Source organism: Hyunsoonleella flava (assembly GCF_004310325.1).
Lineage (GTDB): Bacteria > Bacteroidota > Bacteroidia > Flavobacteriales > Flavobacteriaceae > Jejuia > Jejuia flava.
Map to the genome: position 1 here is coordinate 76,797 of NZ_SIRT01000002.1, position 20,111 is coordinate 96,907.

Genomic DNA, 20,111 nt, shown 5'->3' on the forward strand with positions numbered 1-20,111 from the left:
AGTTTTTATAAATTAATCCAAGTCATAGCCTGTTCCTTATTTTTGGCTTCAAAATATTTGGCCTCGCTTCCCGTAAAGAAATCGGTTGCCTTTGCTGCCCATTCCTGCCATTTTTCATTTCCGACGAATGCTATTTTCCCGTAATCCTTGATATGGGCTACATCAGTCTTGATGTCTTCCCAAAACCCTTTAATAGTATAGCCTTCAAAATCTTCCATTTCAAAATAGAAGTCCACTTTGTGACCCTTGTCGATGATTCGATGGATTTGTTTGTGAACGGTCTTTAAATTTTCTTCGTTCAATTTGCCCGAAAGCTTTGCTGCAATTAGGTTCTCTTTTTTCGTATCTATAAACTGTATCATAAGTTCTTATTTTTCAGCGTTCAAAGTACAGGTTTAAACCGTGCAACGGAAGTGCATTTATCGCCCGCTACACTTTTCGCAAATACCTTTTATAACCAAGTTAGCATCCTCAGCCACATATCCATCTGGTAGATTAACCTGCGGTATCTTATGTTCTGTAAGGCATACGGTTTCATCGCAGTTGTTGCAATGAAAATGCAGGTGTAAATCTTGTTCGATTTCACAATTGCACCCTGGTTCACAAAGCGCATATTTTGAAATATTGGTGCCATCGTCTATTTGATGCACGATTCCCTTTTCTTCAAAAGTTTTTAAGGTTCGGTAAAGCGTAGTTCTGTCCGCTTTCGCGAAAGCATTCTCAATGTCCGTTAATGCAACAGCAATTTCTTTCTCGGCCATATACTTATAAATCAAAATGCGCATTGCCGTAGGTCGCACACTTTTGTTTTCCAATGTTTTTTCTATTTCTTTCATCTAATGATGTTATTAATCAATTTTAATGTGAGTGTTCTGCTTCGCCTTTTTTCATTTCTGCCATTAAATAGTAACCGTTGTTTAAGGCATATTTGGCATTCGATTTTTGTTCCGTTAGAAAATCAATAGGAATCCATTCCCCGTCTTTAGCCCCCTTTGTTATTTCATTAGGTGTAAAAGCCCAATCGTTACCTTCCTTTTCAGCTAAAAACACAAAAAATCGGTTACCATCAGCGGCTATGGCACTTTCGGGTATAGCCAACGTCTTATTGTTATCCGTTTGTATGCGTCCCTGAATGTACATTCCGGGTATCAAGTTGCCTTCCTTGTTCTCAATTTCTGCGTGAACGTGTATCGCTTTCGGGTTCTGCTCAAAAGTTTTTCCTACGGAATAGATTTCCGCGGTCAGTTCCTGCCCTTGATTGGATTGGACATTAAACGTTACTTTTTGACCTTCCTTTACCCTATAGACATCCTTTTCAAAGACCATCAAATCGGCGTGCACGTGGTGGGTGTCCACAATTTCCATTAGGTCAGTCTGGGGTTCTACATACTGCCCTGTTTTGACTTCTACCTTTTGTACAAATCCTTCGATGGGACTTCTAAGCGCCACACGCTGGTAAATCGTTCCGTTTCTTACGCCCGATGCACTAACGTTAAGTTGTTGCAGTTGGGCTTCAAGACCTTTTGCCATACTTCGGGATGCTTGGTATTCAGCTTCTGCCTTTTGGAAATTGGCACCGCTTCCTACACCCGCATCGTAAAGGGTTTTTTGTCGTTCATATTCCTTTTTCAGAAACTGACTATTACTAAAAGCATTTAAGTAGTCTGTCTGTTTCTGAATGATGTTGGGATGCGAGAGGTAAGCGACTGTTTGCCCTTTATTGACCTTATCACCCTCGATAACCTCGATGGAAACCACGTTTGCACCTACAACTGTTGTTATGGTGGCCTCGTTCTGGGGAGGGACTTCCAGTTGACCGTTCGCTTCCACATACCCGCTCATATTTCGCATTTGTAAGGTGTCGATTTTCATTTGTAATGCATCGAACTGTTTTGCTGTGAGCATCACTTCCTCAGCTTCGCCTTCTGCGTGGGCTTCTTCCGTTTCAGAATTTCCTTTACTGTTTTCAGCTGACTCTGATTTAGAATCACCACAAGAGGTTAACCCTAAGAGCATAACCAATAAACCGATGACTGTATATTTAGATAGATTTTTCATTATTGTTTAAAATATTGTAGTTCGAAAACTGATTTTAGATAATTGTCGAGCGCATCCAGCGCATCCATTTCGGTATTTATGGCATCCCTTATTATTTGTGTAAATGCTGCATAGTCCACTGCACCTTCCTTGTAGGCAAGTAGTGCGCCTCTGCGTTGCTCTTCGGCAAGGGGTAAGGCTTTATTTTTATAAAATTGCCAAGATGTTTCCCACTTTTGATAGGACTTTACGGCCTGTTGATATTCGGATTGCAATTGGCGTTGTGTATAATCAGCATTAGTCCTTGCAATTTCGCCGTCAATTTTAGCGGCCTTGGCTTGGCTACGTTCCGTACCAGAAAATAAAGGAATGGAAATACCAGCCTGATAAGTGTAAAACCCGCTATTGCCGTTCACTCTTTGAAGTCCGCCCTGAAGATTAAACTTGGGAAGCAAGTCAGCACGAGCTGCGTCATAATTTGCCTCAGCTTCATCAATTTGCTTTTGCGAAAGTTTCAGTTTGGGATGATTTTCCACTGTTGTGGGTATGCCCAATACGGCAAATTCACTTTCGTCAAGCGATTTAGGTACAGTATAGAAAGTGTCTGAAACTAACCATAGGTTTAGTTTTTGAAGGGCAATGGCGTAATCGCTTTCGGCCTGTTGCAATTTGTTGCGGATTTGCAAGGCTTGATTGGTAGCTGATGAATATTCCAAGCGTGAAATGGCTTCTACCTCATAATTGAGGGCAATGGCTTTTTCAAATTGTGAATAGATAGAATCCAGTTCTTGGTACAGTTCAAATTTTTGCCTTTGCTGATAGGCTTGCGACCAAGCTTTTTTAACTTCCTGTTCTATTTGAAGTTCAGAAAGGTCAAGAGCTGTTTCGGCCAAAGCGATACGTTGCTTTTGCAGACGCTTTTTCGCACCTATGCCGAATAAGTTGATATTCTGTTGCCCTAAGCCAACCAATGTATAAATACCCTGACCATCCGATATTTCCTCGCCACCTGTAAACACTTGGGTGTTGCCAAAGTCGTAAGCAGTCCCCTTTAATGCAGTTTGTCTTTGAATTTCCAACTGTTTCGTTTTCAAGAGCGGATAATTTTCCTTAGAAACTTCTACCGCTTTTTCCAATAATATTACCGGCAGCGAATCATTCTGTGGAACTTGCTGCGCTTTAGCGAAAGCAGAAGTAAATAGCAAACAAACTACTGCCATAGCGGTAGCAAATTTTGGATTCAATTTTGCCTTTCGTTCAGAACGTTTCTCGACCCATTGATAAAAAATGGGCAGAATAAACAGCGTTAAAAGGGTTGAAGTTATCAATCCACCAATAACCACGGTAGCCAAGGGTCTTTGCACTTCAGCCCCTGCGGATGCTGAAATCGCCATAGGCAAAAAACCAAGAATATCGGTAAAGGCAGTAAGCATAATCGGGCGTATCCTACGTTTTGTGCCTTCCACAATCCTGTCTTTTAAGTTTGTTACGCCTTCTTCCTTCAGTTCATTCAGACCGCTTATCATTACCAATCCATTCAGTACAGCTACCCCAAAGAGCACAATAAAACCGACCCCTGCCGAAATACTAAAAGGCATATCCCGAAGCCATAGAGCGAACACGCCACCTATGGTCGCCATAGGTATTGCTACATAAATCATCAAGGTTTGCGGAAAGGATTTTAGGGCAAAGTAAATCAGAATGAATATGAGCAATAAAGCTATTGGCACAACAGTCTGTAACCTACTGCTGGCACGTTCGAGGTTTTCAAAAGCCCCACCATAACGAATGTAATATCCAGGTGGTAATTCAAATTGGGCATCTAATTTATCCTGAATTTCTTCTACTACAGATTTAACATCACGGTCACGAATATTGATACCTACATACGTTCGTCTATTTGTATTGTCTCTACTTATTTGCATTGGACCAGGCTCATAACTCACTTCTGCAATTTCACGTAGCGGAATTTGTGAACCATTTGGAAGGTTTATGAACAGGTTTTTAATGTCAGCAATGCTTTCCCGATTCTCTTTTTGTAGGCGAACTACCAAATCGAACCGCTTTTCCCCCTCGAAAATTACGCCTGCTTTTCCACCTGCAAATGCAGCTTGTAACACACTATTGAGTTGGTTGATTTCAAGACCGTATTGCGCGAGCTTGTTACGATTATAGTTAACCGTAATTTGCGGAAGGCCATCGGTAGCCTCTACTTTCATATCCGCAACACCCGGAACAGTTGCAATGATTTTACCCATTTCTTCCGCTTTGCTTGCCAGTATGTCCAAATCTTCCCCAAACAGTTTAATAGCAACATCTTCACGTACACCCGTAAGTAGTTCGTTAAAACGCATTTCTATAGGCTGGGTAAATTCATAATTGACCCCGGGTACGATGCTTATGGCATCCTTCATTTTTTCGACCAGTTCATCTTTGCTTTCGGCGGATGTCCATTCATCACTTGGTTTAAGGATGACGAAGACATCGGCAATGTCCATCGGCATCGGGTCAGTAGGTACATCGGCCACACCGATACGACTGATGATAGTTTCCACCTCTGGAAATTCCGCCTTAACTATTTGCTCTATTTTTGTGGTTGTTTCTATGGTTTCTGAAAGGGAACTTCCGGGTTTTAGGATGGCGTGAAACGCAATATCGCCTTCATCCAACTGTGGGATAAATTCGCCGCCCATTCTGGTAAAGGCAAAAATGGCAACTGCAAAAAGAGCAATAGCGATACCTATAACCATCTTCCCTTTAGTAAGCGATTTGGTCAACAGCGGCTCGTATTTTCTTTCAATCCAATGGACAAACTTATCGCCGTAAGACTTTTTTTCGGATTTCGGCGGTCTTAAGAATAACGCTGAAATCATCGGAACATAGGTCAGACAAAGCAACATTGCACCAATCATAGCAAAGATGAAAGTTAAAGCCATAGGCTGAAACATCTTACCTTCAACACCTTCCAAAGCTAAAATGGGTAGGAAGACAATAAGAATTATAAGCTGGCCGAAGAAAGCGGCGTTCATCATCTTTTTAGAAGCCTTTGCAGCGATTTCGTCCCTCGTTTCAGAACTCACAGCCTTCTTTTTAACTACATAAGAATACATTAGAAAAACAGTACTTTCTACGATGATGACCGCACCGTCCACAATGATTCCAAAGTCAATCGCCCCCAAACTCATCAGGTTCGCCCATACGTCAAAAACGTTCATTAGTATGAATGCAAACAAAAGCGATAGCGGAATAGTGGATGCTACTATAAGACCACCACGCCAATTTCCCAAGAGCAAAACCAAAACAAAGATTACGATAAGCCCACCTTCCAAAAGGTTTCCAGTTACCGTTCCCGTTGTTTCCGCAATCAATTCACTTCGGTCAAGAAATGGTTTTATACTAACACCTTTAGGAAGTGATTGCTGAATCTGTTCCATACGTTGGATCACGTTTTCGATAACTTCGTTGGAATTAGCCCCTTTAAGCATCAAAATCATTCCGCCAACAGCTTCGCCTTTGCCATCTTTTGTCAGCGCACCGTAACGGACGGCACTTCCTATACTCACCTTACCAACATCTTTAATCTTGATAGGAATACCATTGACCGTTTTTACGACCATATTTTCGATATCCGAAACGGTTCTGGCAAGCCCTTCGCCACGGATGAAATTAGCTTGATGGTTTCGCTCGATATAGGCACCGCCCGTATTCTGATTATTGTTTTCCAAAGCGGAAAACACCTCAGATATTGTAATTCCGATTGCTCGAAGTTCATCAGGGTCAACGGCTACTTCGTATTGTTTTTTATTTCCGCCAAAAGCATTTACTTCCACAACGCCGGTAACCATTGCCATTTGTCTGCGAACTATCCAGTCCTGAATCGTTCTCAATTCCGTTGCAGAATACTCGCCCTTGTGCTCAGCATCGACTTCAAGGGTATATTGGTAGATTTCGCCCAGTCCCGTTGAAATGGGTCCCATAGACGGTTCACCAAAACCCATAGGGATTTGTTCCTGTACCTCTGTCAGTTTTTCCGCAACAAGCTGTCTGGGTAAATAGGTTCCTACATCATCGTCGAAGACAATAGTTACAACGGAAAGACCAAAGCGGGAAACCGAACGGATTTCCTTGACATTGGGCAGGTTGCTCATTGCCACCTCGACAGGATAGGTTACAAATTGCTCAATATCCTCTGTCCCCAGATTGGGCGATTGTGTAATGACCTGTACCTGATTATTGGTAATATCTGGCACGGCATCAATAGGAACTTGGGTCATACTATAGATACCTGCACCAATTAATGCAAGTGTGAGCAGACCAATAATAAATTTGTTATTGATTGAAAAATCAATGATTTTATTAATCATAGATATGGGTGTTAATTCAGTTTAAATTCTCTGTGGGCACATTACAGAAATGCAATGCACTATTTTGACATATCCAAAATAAGGACACGTCAAAACAGGATATAGCTATCCTATGAAAACTGAATTATACCTGTGGGGGCTGTAAAAGGGAATGAAAAAAGTTGTTTTCAAAACCATCGAAATGGTCGAAGTACTCTTGTGAAATCTTAGGTTGATACGGTTCGAATGAAGTTATGCCAAAATCTATAGTGTGAACGTGGCAACAATGACAATGACAAAAGGGCGAACATAATTCACAATCTTGGTCGTGCTCACTATCATAGTCAATTACGGAAACTACTTGGGAATCTTCATTAATGTTTCCTGTATCGCTACAGGGCACACCATTAAGTGCTAAGAAGTAAATTGCTAATATGAGTGTAAAGTATTTCAAGCTACAAAGATAAAAAGATTTTCGTGCAACTGTGTTGCAAAGTATTATTTCAATGAATCAACTACACTTCCACAAGTAAGCATCTGTTCGCCATAATAAGGGTTACTGATGACTTTATCTTTACTTATCCAAAACGCCCCTCTGTTGTTATTTGCCATTGGGCATTTCTGAATATATACCTTTGGGTTCAACCCTTTTATAGTCTTTACAATCGGTATAAAATTTTGGTTCAAAACCACAAAATGGCTACGCTGATTTTCGATGTTATCACTTTCGTTTATTGACTTCAACATTTTTTTGATTTTGGAAATGTGGGCTTGTTCCATTTTACCCAAATCCGAATCAGAAACTGGCTCTAATATTTCTAAGGTTTCCTGTGAGAAAGACGAAACTTTTTGAGCATCACCAGCTACAAAGACATCTTTCATTTTAAGATATGGCGTTAAAGCAGACTGAAACGCAATTTGAACTGTCTTTGGTAGTTCCATTTTCATTGTTGAACTACTAGTGGTTTCGTTACCTGTATTCTGCATACCTAAGTGTCCTTCGTGTCCTGTCATTGTTTTTCCGTCTGATTTATTCATCATTGACTTCTTACCCTGTAATTGTGCAGCTGCATCCACCGTGAAAGTCCCATTAGTTACTATTTCATCGCCTTCTTGTAATCCGGAAGCGACCATAAAAATATCACCAACTCGATTGCCAAGCGTTACTTCCTGCATTTCAAAAATGGGTTCATTTGGATTTGTCTTGATGTAAACTAATGAGCGTTCGCCTGTCCACATTACCGCACTCGCTGGAATGCGAAGTTGTACTTCTGAACTAGTTGATTTGCTTTTGATTTTGCCTGTGACGAACATCCCTGGCTTAAAAATCCCTTTGTTGTTTTTCAAATTGGCTCGAACCACGACAGTTCTCGTTTGAGTATTCAGAACGGGGTCTATGAATGAAACCGTAGCATCAAATATTTCATTGGGATAAGCATTGGTTGTAACCTTGATTTTCTGACCTTTCTTGAATTCTGAAATTTGGTTTTCATAAGCATCGAATTCTGCCCATACCAAATTTAGATTGCTCACCTTTACGATGGGTTGCCCTTGCTTTACGTAATCGCCTTCAGAAGCCATCTTTTCAGATACCGTACCGCTAACCGTTGCGTATATGGGAAAGTTTTCTTTAACCTTCCCTGATTCTTCGATACTATTAATTTGACTTTCCGATAGCTTCCAAAGTTTAAGTTTATTGCGTACCGCTTTATATAATTCTGGTTGCGATGCTTTAAGGGAAGCTGCAGTTATCAATTCTTGCTGAGCCGCTACTAAATTTGGCGCATAAATGGTTGCCAAAAGTTGCCCTTTCCTTACTTCCTGACCCTCAAAGTTGACATTGAGCCGTTCAATCCTACCATCAAAATAACTCGCTTGAATGGCGTTTTCCTCTTCATTCATTTTGATTTTTCCTGAAAGCGAAATCATATTTTCGCTGCCTGCCGATGCATTTCCTACAGTAGTGGTTTGGATGTTTGCCAATGCCATTGCATTTTTTGTCATCTTTATTTCATTCATTGCAAGGCCATCAGCACTAGATTCTGCCGGAATTAAATCCATACCGCATATAGGACAGTCGCCTGGTTCTGGTTGCATAATTTGTGGATGCATAGAGCACGTCCACATTTGTTCAGCACTTTCGGCAGAATGGTCGTGCGTTTCGGTCATTGCCGCCTCGTCTTTTTCGGTAGAATTGCCACCAAAAATGAGCCACCCACCTAAAAGTCCTATCAAAGCTGCGATACCGATGTATAAAATGTTTTTGTTCATATCAAATTATTTATTTTCTAATCGTTCAATCATCTGCTTCATTTCTTCAATTTCCTTCTTTTGTGCCTTGATGATATCCTGTGCCAGTTTCTTCACTTCAGGGTCTTTAATATCAGCACGTTCACTCGTTAAAATCGCAATAGAGTGATGGGGAATCATAGCTTTCATCCAGAGAACGTCCCCAACTGTTGTCTTTTGTTCTCTTACTAAAGTCAAAGCCCCAACAAATAGGATTAGGCTGCCTACCAAAATGGCAATATTCTTCTTTTTATCGGTATACATATTCCGCATAAACAACCACATTATTACGGCCATAGTCGCTATGCCAAGACATACCATATAAAACCGGGTCAAGCTAAAAAATACGTGGTCTAAAGAATATGTGTTTAAGTACATTGTGATGTACATAGCAATGAATGAGCAACCGAGCATCAAGTAAAATTTAGTGTACTTACTTAATCCATTGTTCTCGTTTTTGTGTTCTTGTGAATTCATAAATTTTGGTTTTTATAGTTAAAGAATTATTTAATTGATTTTGTTCTTAATCTTAGTGCGTTAGCAATAACCGATACGGAACTGAAACTCATTGCTAAAGCGGCAATCATTGGGGATAAAAGGATTCCGAAAAATGGGTAGAGTAAACCGGCTGCTATCGGTATACCCAACGTATTATAGATGAGGGCAAAGAACAGATTCTGCTTGATGTTCCTCATAACAACAGCGCTTAGATTTCGTGCTTTAACAATACTGTGTAAGTCGCCCTTAACCAATGTTAGTGCTGCACTTTCAATCGCTACATCTGTTCCCGTTCCCATTGCTATACCAACATCACTTTTTGCCAAGGCAGGGGCATCATTGATACCATCACCCGCCATTGCGACTACGTGACCATTATTCTGCAATTTTTCAACTTCCTGTAATTTATTTTCAGGTAACATTCCTGCCTTGAAATCAGCTAGGTTGAGCTCTTTTGCCACGGCTTGAGCGGTATCGTGATTATCGCCTGTAAGCATTATGACATCAATATTTTTGTCCTGCAATGCTTTGATAGCTTTGGCACTTGTTTTCTTGATTTTATCACCTATAACAACATATCCAACAGTCTTGCCATCAATAGCCAGATAAGAAACTGTCTTGCCTTGCTTTTGATAGGTTTGCGCTTCGTTTTCCATAGCCTCTGAAAGTTTCGCATTTGCTATTTCCATCATTTTAGTATTGCCCAAAGACAATTCTTTTCCGTTGACCTTTCCTTCAACACCCTTACCAGTTACAGCATTGAAACCAGTCGCTTTTAGAAATTCAGCTTGTTGTTCCTTTCCGTATTTAACTGTTGCTTCAGCGAGTGGATGCTCACTTTGGCTGTTCAGGGAAACGATATATTGTAGTACTTCATTTTCAGTAAAGCCATTATCAAAAGCCCCAACTTTTTCAACTGTCGGTTTACCTTCCGTAATTGTTCCCGTTTTGTCAACTATGAGTGTATCTACCTTGTCCATCTTTTCGAGGGCTTCAGCGTTTTTGATAAGCACCCCATTTTGTGCACCTTTACCAACACCTACCATTACGGACATTGGTGTTGCAAGACCTAAAGCACAAGGACAAGCGATTATTAATACAGCGATGGCATTGACCAAGGCATAAACATAGGCTGGCTCTGGTCCCCATATTGCCCAGACCGCAAAGGTTATCAGGGCAATTATGACCACAACTGGTACAAAATATCCCGAAACCTTATCTGCCAAATTCTGGATGGGTGCACGGCTGCGACTAGCATCGTTTACCATATGGATGATTTGGGATAATAGCGTGTCTGAACCAACTTTTTCAGCTTTCATTAAAAAGGACTGATTTCCATTGATTGTTCCGCTACTGACCTTATCGTCTACGATTTTGTTTACGGGAATCGGTTCGCCTGTAATCATCGATTCGTCAACGGAAGTTTCCCCTTCGGTCAAAACACCATCCACAGGAATCTTATCGCCTGGCTTAACTCTTAGAATGTCGCCTAATTCAATGTCGTCAATACTCACTTCTTTTTCTTCGCCATCGACTACTTTAATGGCTTTATTAGGTGCTAACTTCAATAGCTCTTTTACTGCGGAATTGGTCTTGCTGTGAGCACGAGCTTCAAGTAACTGCCCCAAAAGGACTAAAGTGAGGATTACAGTAGCAGCTTCAAAATAGACGTGAACCGTACCTGCTTCGGTCTTAAATTGGTCTGGGAAAAAGTCAGGTGTAAGCATACCTATTACACTAAATAACCAAGCTACACCAGCACCGATTCCAATAAGCGTAAACATATTGAGATTCCAAGTTTTAATACTGCGGTAGGCACGTTCAAAGAACATCCAAGTAGCATAAAACACGACTGGAATGGAAAGCACAAACTGAATCCAATTCCAATACTTCAATTCCAGAATACCATATAATGGATTATTGGTCAGCATTTCGGACATTGCAATCAAAAAGATGGGTAGTGTAAATGCCACGGCAACCCAAAACTTTTTAAGTAGTTTTCTATAGGTCTTTTCTTCTGCGGACATATCGGGTTCCATTGGTACTAAATCCATCCCACAAATTGGGCAGCTTCCAGCTTCATCCTTTACGATTTCGGGATGCATAGGACAAGTATATTGAGTAGCTGAAGAATTGGATAGATTTTGTTCTTCAACCAAATCCATTCCACAGACAGGGCAATCACCTGGCTTATCATAGGTTTTGTCACCTTCGCAATGCATCGGGCAATAGAATGTTCCTGTGCCTTGGCTCTTCGGTGCCTTCTCTTTCTTATCGACAACCTTATGATGTTCGCCCGTTTTGTGAATACTGTATGAGCCCCCATCTTTCTTCAAAGCCTCTTGAAACGTATCTATGGAAATATGGGATTCCATTTCGATGACCGCTTCCGATTTCTCTAAGTTGACGGATGCATTTGTTACGCCGTCAATATTTTTTATTATGTTCTCAACGTGGGTTCTACAACCGTTACAGGTCATCCCGTGTATGTGATATGTATGTTTCATTTTTTTAGCCTTTTGGTAATATTAAAATCATATTACTACTTAATTTTAAGTCATCAACGTGTCCAGCCAATTCTTCATTTTGATTTTTAAAATGCATATGCAAAAAGGTAGTATGATGAGTAAATACCGCTTGATGCGATTTGGAAAAGAAACCTATAATTTCAACTTTCTTATTTTCCTCAACACCCTTTAAACCAGATTCCTTATGCTTTTGATGGGTGTGTTCAGTATCGCCATCCTTCCAATTGATGACGTGCCAACTTAATGATTTCGCCATTCCTTCAATTAAAAACGGAATAGGCTTTTCAGCATCGATACCTAACTGATTTGCCTGTTTTTCAATAAATGTTTCTAATTTCTTCGAAGAATCAATTGCACTTGGAATTTCAATATTCTGCCAACTGGATATTTCAGCATATACAATGAGCGATGCCTTTTTATCGAAGGTTTTATCAAAGACAAGATTTCCAGATTGCACAGTTGAGTTAAATGCCTTGCCGTCAAAAATTTGAATCTCACCTTTCAAATTTTCAAAAGCACCCAATGCGTATAAATGAGGCTTTTTTGAAAGCGAGTCCAAAGAAGCAGTCGCTTGTAAATCACCCGACATCATTGAGCGCAATGCACCTGAGTATTTTACTTCCGTATTCTGATTGCCTGAATTACAACCAACCACTAATAAGGCAAATGACGCTACTACAAGAATTTGTTTTGATAAACGACCCATAGTTGATTACTTCAAAGTTTCTGTGACTTTACCACATTTCAACATCTTATTCCCGAAGTATGGATTGCGGATTTCCTCTTCTTTAGACAGCCAGTAACCGCCTTTATTGTTAAAGGCCATTGGGCAAAATTGTTTATAGACCTCACCACTAGAAAGTGATGCAGCTACCACATCAGTCATCTTTTCCGTAACATCGGAAAATATAGTACGTTGTACTTCGATATCAGTTGTTTCTGAAATTTTAGAGAGCATACCTTTTAAATCTGCATCACCCGTATTTTCCATTAACATTTTTGCCCCGGATTGAGCCTCATTGAAATCTGAGTTTACCAATGCGGTCTTTAAATGAATGTAATGCTGAAATTGTTTTCCAACCTTATCATCATTAAAAGTTAATCCATCTGTCTTGGCATTCTCAGTAACGGAATCTGAATTTTTGTTGTCATTTTTTGTTTCATTTTTACACGAAACCAAACTTGCGATAGCAAGCATTAATACTGTTGTCTTAAATAGTGTTTTCATTGCTATAATTTTAGATTATTGATTTATTAAATAATTGATGACGGCAGATTGTACATAGTACATTTGCACCGACACGATTTGATTAATTTGAAATTTTAGTTGTAATTCTTGAATGTCCAGCACATCGTTAAAATCTATTGTTCCCGTTTCATAATTCTTTATCAGAATTTCTTCAGCATCCTTTGCCTGTTTTAGATTTTTTTCCTGAGTATTGAATTTTATCCGTGCTTGATTACGTTGTGATTTTGCCTTTGCGAAAGCAGTTTCCAACGTGTTCAATCGTTCATTTTTTTGAGATTCTATTTCCTGTTGTCGCAACTTATTTTGCTTAGAAACAGAACTATACTTATTATTGAAAATGGGAATGGAAAGCGTAACCATTGGCATTACTATATCCTTTCCGTTATCGTTAAAGTTCATCGCTGGTCGCTCTGCCACGGGAACATAGTCTAGCCCAAATCCTAGATTTGGCGCACTTTCTTTTTGATTTAAAAGTTCTGATTGCTCTACGGATTTATAGAGCTTGTCGTATTTAAGCAGTTCAGGATTGAGGGACAATCCTTCATCGCTAAAAACAGGGTCTTCCGATGGAATCATCATTTCTGGAACAACATCAACGACAATATCTTCCTCACGATTCAGCAGATTATTGAACACGGTTTGTTCTGCGAGATATTCTTCCTGCAAAACTTCCTTTTGTTGTTGCAGTTCATTCTGACGGATTTGTAAACGTAGGACATCCACAGCCGAGGCTTTTCCAACTTCAACAGATGTCAATGCCAAACGCTCGTAGGTTTTCAATAATTGAATATTATCGTCCAGTACATTTTGTTTCGCCTTATTGGCATACAAAGTGTAATACGATTGGGCGACGGAAAGCGCTAGTTTCCGTTTAGCAATAGCGATTTCTACAAATTCGGTTTCTGCCATTGAACTGGCATAGTTTTCCCTAGCGGTAATTGTTCCGAACCAAGGCAACATTTGGGATATTGAAAAACGCGCACGTTGCGCACCTGTTCGGGTTTCAGGTTCGCTCACAAAATAACCAGCACTAATTGTAGTGTTGGGCAATGTATTGACTTCACTTACCTTTTCTCGGGCAATATTATACCGCAATTCATACGCTTGGATATCTGGATTGTTCGCCTCTGCTTCTTGTATGTAGGATTGCAGTTCTTGTGCTTTCGCAAAAGCGGAAACAAGCAAAAGACATACTATGATTATTATATTTTTCATTTGCTCGCTTGTTTTAGTTGAAACTCTTTTTTCATACTGAATAACACAGGAACAACGAACAGCGTAATTAACGCTATCAGCATTCCACCAAAACTTGGAATGGCCATTGGTATCATAATATCACTTCCTCGGCCTGTTGAAGTCAAAATTGGAAGTAATGCCAATATGGTTGTTGCTGTGGTCATTAGGCAAGGACGAATTCGTTTTTCGCCAGCTTCTACGATGGAATCACGAATTTCATTCTTGTTTTCTGGTGTATTTCGGTCAAATGTTTGTGTGAGGTAGGTCGCCATCACAACACCATCATCGGTAGCAATACCGAACAGCGCAATGAATCCTACCCAAACTGCTACACTTAGATTTATAGTGTGCATCTGAAACAAGTCCCGCAGATTTTCGCCAAAGAAATTGAAGTTTAAGAACCAGTCTTGACCATAGAACCAAATCATTAAGAAACCGCCTGCAAATGCAACGGCAATTCCAGTAAATACCATAAGCGAAGTAGCGACTGAACGGAACTGAAAATAAAGAATCAAAAAGATAATGATGAGTGCCAATGGAACAACTACGGACAATGTTTTTTCTGCTCGTAATTGATTTTCATACGTTCCCGTAAATTGATAGTTGATACCCTTTGGAACGATTAATTCGCCACTATCAATTTTGTCTTTAATCAATGCTTGGGCATTTTCTACCACGTCCACTTCGGCAAAACCGTCCAGTTTATCAAACAGAACATAACCCACTAAAAAGGTGTCCTCACTTTTTATGACTTGTGGCCCTCGTTCATAACGAATATCCACAAGTTCACCGAGAGGTACAGGATTTCCTTTTTCCACAGGTACATAAATATTCTTCAAGTCCGTGGGGTTTTCCCTTAGTTCACGAGGATAGCGCACACGTACGGCATAGCGTTCACGACCTTCCACGGTTTGAGTTAGAGGCATTCCACCAACGGCTACTTGCAAAATTTCCTGAACCTTCATTATTGAAATACCATACCGCGCAAGTTGCTCTCTGTCAATATCAATTAGCAAATAAGGTTTACCTACGATACGGTCTGCAAAAACAGCTTGTTCTTTGACACCTTCCGTCTGTTTTAGAACAGCTTCAATCTGAAGACCAAAATCTTCGATTTCGCTCAAATTCTGGCCTTTGACTTTAATACCCATCGGCGCTCGCATTCCTGTCTGTAACATCACTAATCTAGTTTCAATGGGCTGCAACTTTGGTGCTGAAGTAATGCCGGGTAGTTTTGTGACCCGAACGATTTCATTCCAGATATCATCTGGACTTTTGATTTCAGGACGCCAATTTCGATAGTACTCACCATCATCGTCAATAATCAATTCATCTCGTGTAACTGTTGTCTTTAATTGGGATGCTTCATAGTTTTCACCTTCCTCTATTTCATTATTTGGATTGATAATTAGCCTACCATTTTTGAGAACAAAAAGACCATCATCATTGACTTTGTAACGTTGATGTTTTCCTTCCGAATTCATCATATATTCAGACTTGTACTGAATGATATTTTCATACATCGATAGGGGTGCAGGGTCTAGAGCAGATTCCGTTCGTCCAGACTTACCAACGACCGTTTTTATTTCAGGGATAGTGGCGACTGCCATATCCAATTGTTGTAGAATTCGTTTGTTTTCTTCAACCCCTGCGTGTGGTAAAGATGTTGGCATTAACAGGAACGAACCCTCGTTTAATGAAGGCATAAATTCCTTACCTGTATTCTGCATTATAAGAACACCGAATATGATTATAGCCGTTGGTACGGAAAGAAATAGAAATTTATTCCGTAAAGCCCATCTTAAAATTCTTGTATAATATTTACGGAAGACCCAAAATGTACCAAGCAATCCAAAGCACACGATACTTACAAAAATGAGGTTCATTGCAATACTTCGGTCAAAACCTAATGGTCGCCAGTATTCGGCCAATAAGAAAACAATGGCTACCGATGAAATGATGATATTGACCAAATTAGCTTTCTTTTCGGTCAGCTTTCCTTGTAGTCCAGCGATTCCCGAAGCACCAAAGGCAATCAATATGAGACCTAACCAGAACCCATATATCATTGCGATTATCCCCGCAATTATCAAAGAAATATTTAGGATGTATTTGAATGGATTTTTGAGGCTTTTCTTTCGGAATAAAAAAGCTGCAAATGGTGGGATTAAAAATAGTGCGACGATTATAGATGCCGTGAGTGCCATTGTTTTTGTAAAGGCTAATGGACGGAATAATTTTCCTTCGGCACCTACCATTGTAAAGACAGGAATAAAGCTGATAATTGTGGTTAACACAGCCGTAAGGATTGCACCTGACACTTCTGTTGTAGCATTGTAAACAATTGTATTTATCGGCAGTTTATTTCCTTCGGAATCGGTGTTTTCCATATCCAAATGCCTGATAATATTCTCGGAAAGAATTACGCCCACATCAACCATAGTACCTATGGCAATAGCGATTCCTGAAAGTGCTACAATGTTTGCATCTACATCGAAAAGTTTCATCGCAATAAAAACCATCAATACCGCAACAGGTAACAGTCCGGAAATCAAAACAGACGCTCTTAGGTTAAAGACCATTATGATAATGACAAGAATGGTAATTAAAATTTCGAGCGTTAACGCTTCATTCAGCGTACCTAAAGTTTCTTGAATGAGTTCGGTTCGGTCATAAAACGGAACTATGGTAACTTGTGAAGTGCGACCATCGGCCAATTCTTTAGAAGGAAGTCCTGCACTTAAATCGTTGATTTGGTCTTTAACGTTGTTAATGACTTCCATGGGATTTGCACCATATCGAGCCACAACCACACCGCCGACAACTTCAGCACCCTCTTTGTCAAGAATACCGCGTCGTGTAGCTGGACCTAAATGGACTTTGCCCACATCCTTTATCCTGATAGAAGTGAATTCTTTAGAGGTAACTACCGCGTTTTCTATATCTTCTATGGACTTTACATAACCTAGACCACGAACCAGATATTCAGCCTGATTCATTTCCAAAGTCTGAGCACCGATATCCTGATTACTATGTTTAACGGCTTTTACAATATCAGATAGTCCAATGTTGTACTGGCGCATCAATTCTGGATTCACGTCCACTTGATATTCTTGAACATAACCACCGATAGAGGCAACTTCTGAAACACCGCTTGCAGACGACAAGGCATATTTCACGTAATAATCTTGGATGCTACGAAGTTCCTGTAAGTCCCAACCACCTGTAACATTACCATCCTTATCACGGCCTTCTAATGTGTACCAGAAAATCTGTCCCAATCCCGTGGCATCTGGCCCTAAAGCTGGGTTAACATCATCTGGCAATAGACCGCTTGGAAGTGAGTTGAGTTTTTCAAGAATTCGACTTCGTGACCAGTAGAATTCTATATCTTCCTCAAAAATGATATAGATGCTCGAAAACCCGAACATTGAGGAACTTCTAATGGTTTTTACCCCTGGTATTCCCAATAAGGAAGTGGTAAGGGGATAGGTAATTTGGTCTTCAATATCCTGTGGCGAACGTCCTTGCCATTTGGTAAAGACGATTTGCTGATTTTCGCCAATATCGGGTATGGCATCCACGGCCACAGGGTTACTTGGCAGAATGCCAGTATCCCAACCAAAAGGTGCATTTACAATACCCCAACCCACAAATAGGGCGAGCATTAGTACCGCAACAAGTTTGTTCTCGATTAAAAATTTTATGCTTTTATTGAGCATATAGAATGATAATTAGACAGTTATACAAAAGTTGGTCTTGATGTAGTTCTGAAAAAAGACCACAACAAACAAGCCCAAAACGGAAATACCGCAGAGCGAAAAGGTTACTGTCTAAAAATCAAATTAGATATGTCTCGTAAAGGGTCTGGATTTCCCGTTCGACAAAGGGGGGCGAATAATCCTTGAAAGGGACGATGTTTTCATCAAGTCCTTCAAAGCGATTGATATATGTGTAGAAAAATGTTGCAACAAAAGTTTGTTGCTCGAATGTAAGTTTATCGAAAGATGTTTTTAAGTCTTGGTTGCCTTCCTTAACAAATTGTTGGTCAGTACAACAATCTTTTTCAGTCATCGAAGGATTTTCGCAACTTTTAGCGGGTTGTGCTTTTTCCATACCACAACTTTCCGCTTTCGTAAAAACCGAAAAGTCAACTAAAGAATCCCCACAATAGTGCATATCAACTGTAAAGGACAATGTAGTAAACAATACTACAAAAGCCATCAAAACAGATAATATTTTATGGAAAACCTTTTTCATTAGTGCAAAATTACAAAAATTTAACAGTTTTTATTGGGATTAACAGAACTTTAATTTTGATGTTATGATGAATCACGAAGTAATTTCAACGTTCAATAAATTGTCTAATTAAAAATTGACCACACTCTCTAAGGCATCATCAGCATCTTTATGGATGAAATTTGCTTGGTAGTTAATTGTTGTTTTAAGGTCGGTATGTCGATATAATTTTTGAAGCATTAATGGATGTATATTATCGGCGGCAATATTACCAAAGGAATGACGAGCTATATGCATCGTTACCTTTTTTTGAATACCAGCTCTTTTTGTAATTTTCTTTAAATGGTCGTTGAACTTTTTATTTGCAACTTTCTTTTTTCTGTAGATATCCTTAGCATCGGTCAAATCGGCTTTTTTCATTTCTGGAAACACAAAATCATCATCACTTCTTTTGTCTGAAATATATTGCAGCAAGATTTTTTCCACTTTTTCTGGAATCTTCAAGGATAGTAATTTTGAGTTCTTACCCATTCTATAATGTAACCTGCCGTCATAGATTTGCGACCATCTTGTAAAGAGCACATCGGACACACGCATTCCGGCAAAATAGAAACTAAACAGCCAGACATTCAGCGAATGCTGTTCCATATCGGTAAGCTCAGAAACATTATCGAGTGCTTGTATTTCTTTTCCCGTTAGTCCTGTCTTTGTAGTTTCAGGAAACTTTATTTTAAATTTTCCTGTACCAAACGGGTATAGTTCTTTGCTTACTACTTTATCCTTTATTGCCCGATTGAAAAGTAATCGAATCAAAACCATAACGTTCATAGCAGTAGTTTCCGTAAGTGAACAAGAACCTTTTAGGTAGATTTTAAATTTTTTGAGAAAGCGTTCATCTATTTCTTGAAAAGTGAGGTGTCGCGCTTTGCAATATTTTTCTATATAACTGAGCCAAGCAGAATCTGTAGAATGGCGATTAATTTTATTCTCAGCTTCAAGAGCTTCGAGATGTTCATCCGCAAAATCAAAGAAAGTGAGTTTGGAAGTTGGCTTGTAAATTTCCTTTTTAATTTGCCGTGCGGTTGCATCTTTATTGTTGGTCTGTAAAACAATCAAACCTTTTCTTGCTTCTGAAAGTTTTGATGTCAAAAGGTTGTTTAGACTTTCGGCATTTGGATGTGATTTCTTGACCTTAAGATTTTTTGTGTCCCAATCTTCTAACTCAATATAGTGACCTATGTGTTTGTAAGTGGAACGACGGTCTTTAGTTATCCTTACCGCAAGTGGATATTGTCCCTTAGCGTTAGGTTTTTTGCGAAGTATTATTTTTGCACTTGTTGACATTTTGAACCTGTTTTAGATACGAAAGCCAAATCAGGTACAACATTTTGTCAAAAATTCACTTTAAAGATACGAATTTACTGGAACTTTTGGGTACAACATAGGTACAACAAATGTTGATATTAACTGATATTATATGACTTTAAATAAAATGATTGAAAACATAAATCATTGAAAATGAGTTAATTTATGTTTTATTGGTGCAATATATACCAGACTTAGGATCTAGTGCCGCGAGGTGTGAGAGTTCGAGTCTCTCCGCCCGCACTAAAAAACAAAGCTTTTCAGAAATGAGAGGCTTTTTTTATTTTGTAGTGTTTTTTATAAATCATTTCAAAACTATTGGTTATA

Annotated in this window: 14 protein-coding genes; all 14 read right to left on the reverse strand. The window is 39.5% G+C overall.

Translation table 11 applies throughout. From position 1 onward, the window contains the following. Positions 1-5: 5 nt before the first annotated feature. Positions 6-362: a SpoIIAA family protein gene (locus EYD45_RS03540; RefSeq protein WP_130962980.1), complete on the reverse strand. Its 357-nt coding sequence runs from the start codon at positions 360-362 to the stop codon at positions 6-8. 57 nt (positions 363-419) lie between these two features. Beyond that, complete coding sequence (locus EYD45_RS03545; RefSeq protein ID WP_130962981.1) at positions 420-836, reverse strand: Fur family transcriptional regulator; 417 nt, start codon at positions 834-836, stop codon at positions 420-422. Positions 837-858: 22 nt separating this feature from the next. Continuing rightward, entirely contained in the window at positions 859-2,058 is a 1,200-nt protein-coding gene (locus tag EYD45_RS03550) for an efflux RND transporter periplasmic adaptor subunit (RefSeq protein WP_130962982.1), read from the reverse strand. After that, positions 2,058-6,401: a CusA/CzcA family heavy metal efflux RND transporter gene (locus tag EYD45_RS03555; RefSeq protein WP_130962983.1), complete on the reverse strand. Its 4,344-nt coding sequence runs from the start codon at positions 6,399-6,401 to the stop codon at positions 2,058-2,060. The genes EYD45_RS03550 and EYD45_RS03555 overlap by 1 nt, the downstream gene beginning before the upstream one ends. 124 nt (positions 6,402-6,525) lie before the next feature. Beyond that, the gene (locus EYD45_RS03560; RefSeq protein ID WP_130962984.1) at positions 6,526-6,834 is read right to left on the reverse strand and encodes a DUF6660 family protein; all 309 of its coding nucleotides are present in this window, start codon (positions 6,832-6,834) and stop codon (positions 6,526-6,528) included. A gap of 44 nt (positions 6,835-6,878) precedes the next feature. Further along, complete coding sequence (locus EYD45_RS03565; RefSeq protein ID WP_130962985.1) at positions 6,879-8,651, reverse strand: efflux RND transporter periplasmic adaptor subunit; 1,773 nt, start codon at positions 8,649-8,651, stop codon at positions 6,879-6,881. A gap of 6 nt (positions 8,652-8,657) precedes the next feature. After that, a complete protein-coding gene (locus EYD45_RS03570) occupies positions 8,658-9,146 on the reverse strand; it encodes a DUF305 domain-containing protein (RefSeq protein ID WP_130962986.1) in 489 nt (162 codons plus the stop codon). A gap of 26 nt (positions 9,147-9,172) precedes the next feature. Continuing rightward, a complete protein-coding gene (locus EYD45_RS03575) occupies positions 9,173-11,674 on the reverse strand; it encodes a heavy metal translocating P-type ATPase (RefSeq protein ID WP_130962987.1) in 2,502 nt (833 codons plus the stop codon). A gap of 4 nt (positions 11,675-11,678) precedes the next feature. Then, positions 11,679-12,401 (reverse strand): acetolactate decarboxylase, encoded by a 723-nt coding sequence (locus EYD45_RS03580; RefSeq protein ID WP_130962988.1) that lies wholly within the window; start codon positions 12,399-12,401, stop codon positions 11,679-11,681. A 6-nt stretch (positions 12,402-12,407) separates the two neighbouring features. Then, positions 12,408-12,923, reverse strand: a complete 516-nt coding sequence (locus tag EYD45_RS03585) for a DUF3347 domain-containing protein (RefSeq protein ID WP_130962989.1) — start codon at positions 12,921-12,923, stop codon at positions 12,408-12,410. A 15-nt stretch (positions 12,924-12,938) separates the two neighbouring features. Next, a complete protein-coding gene (locus tag EYD45_RS03590; RefSeq protein ID WP_130962990.1) occupies positions 12,939-14,159 on the reverse strand; it encodes a TolC family protein in 1,221 nt (406 codons plus the stop codon). Continuing rightward, the gene (locus EYD45_RS03595; protein ID WP_130962991.1) at positions 14,156-17,902 is read right to left on the reverse strand and encodes an efflux RND transporter permease subunit; all 3,747 of its coding nucleotides are present in this window, start codon (positions 17,900-17,902) and stop codon (positions 14,156-14,158) included. The genes EYD45_RS03590 and EYD45_RS03595 overlap by 4 nt, the downstream gene beginning before the upstream one ends. Positions 17,903-18,020: 118 nt before the next feature. Then, a complete protein-coding gene (locus tag EYD45_RS03600) occupies positions 18,021-18,440 on the reverse strand; it encodes an HYC_CC_PP family protein (protein WP_130962992.1) in 420 nt (139 codons plus the stop codon). Between the two features lie 108 nt (positions 18,441-18,548). Next, a complete protein-coding gene (locus tag EYD45_RS03605) occupies positions 18,549-19,763 on the reverse strand; it encodes a site-specific integrase (protein WP_130962993.1) in 1,215 nt (404 codons plus the stop codon). Between the last annotated feature and the right edge of the window lie 348 nt (positions 19,764-20,111).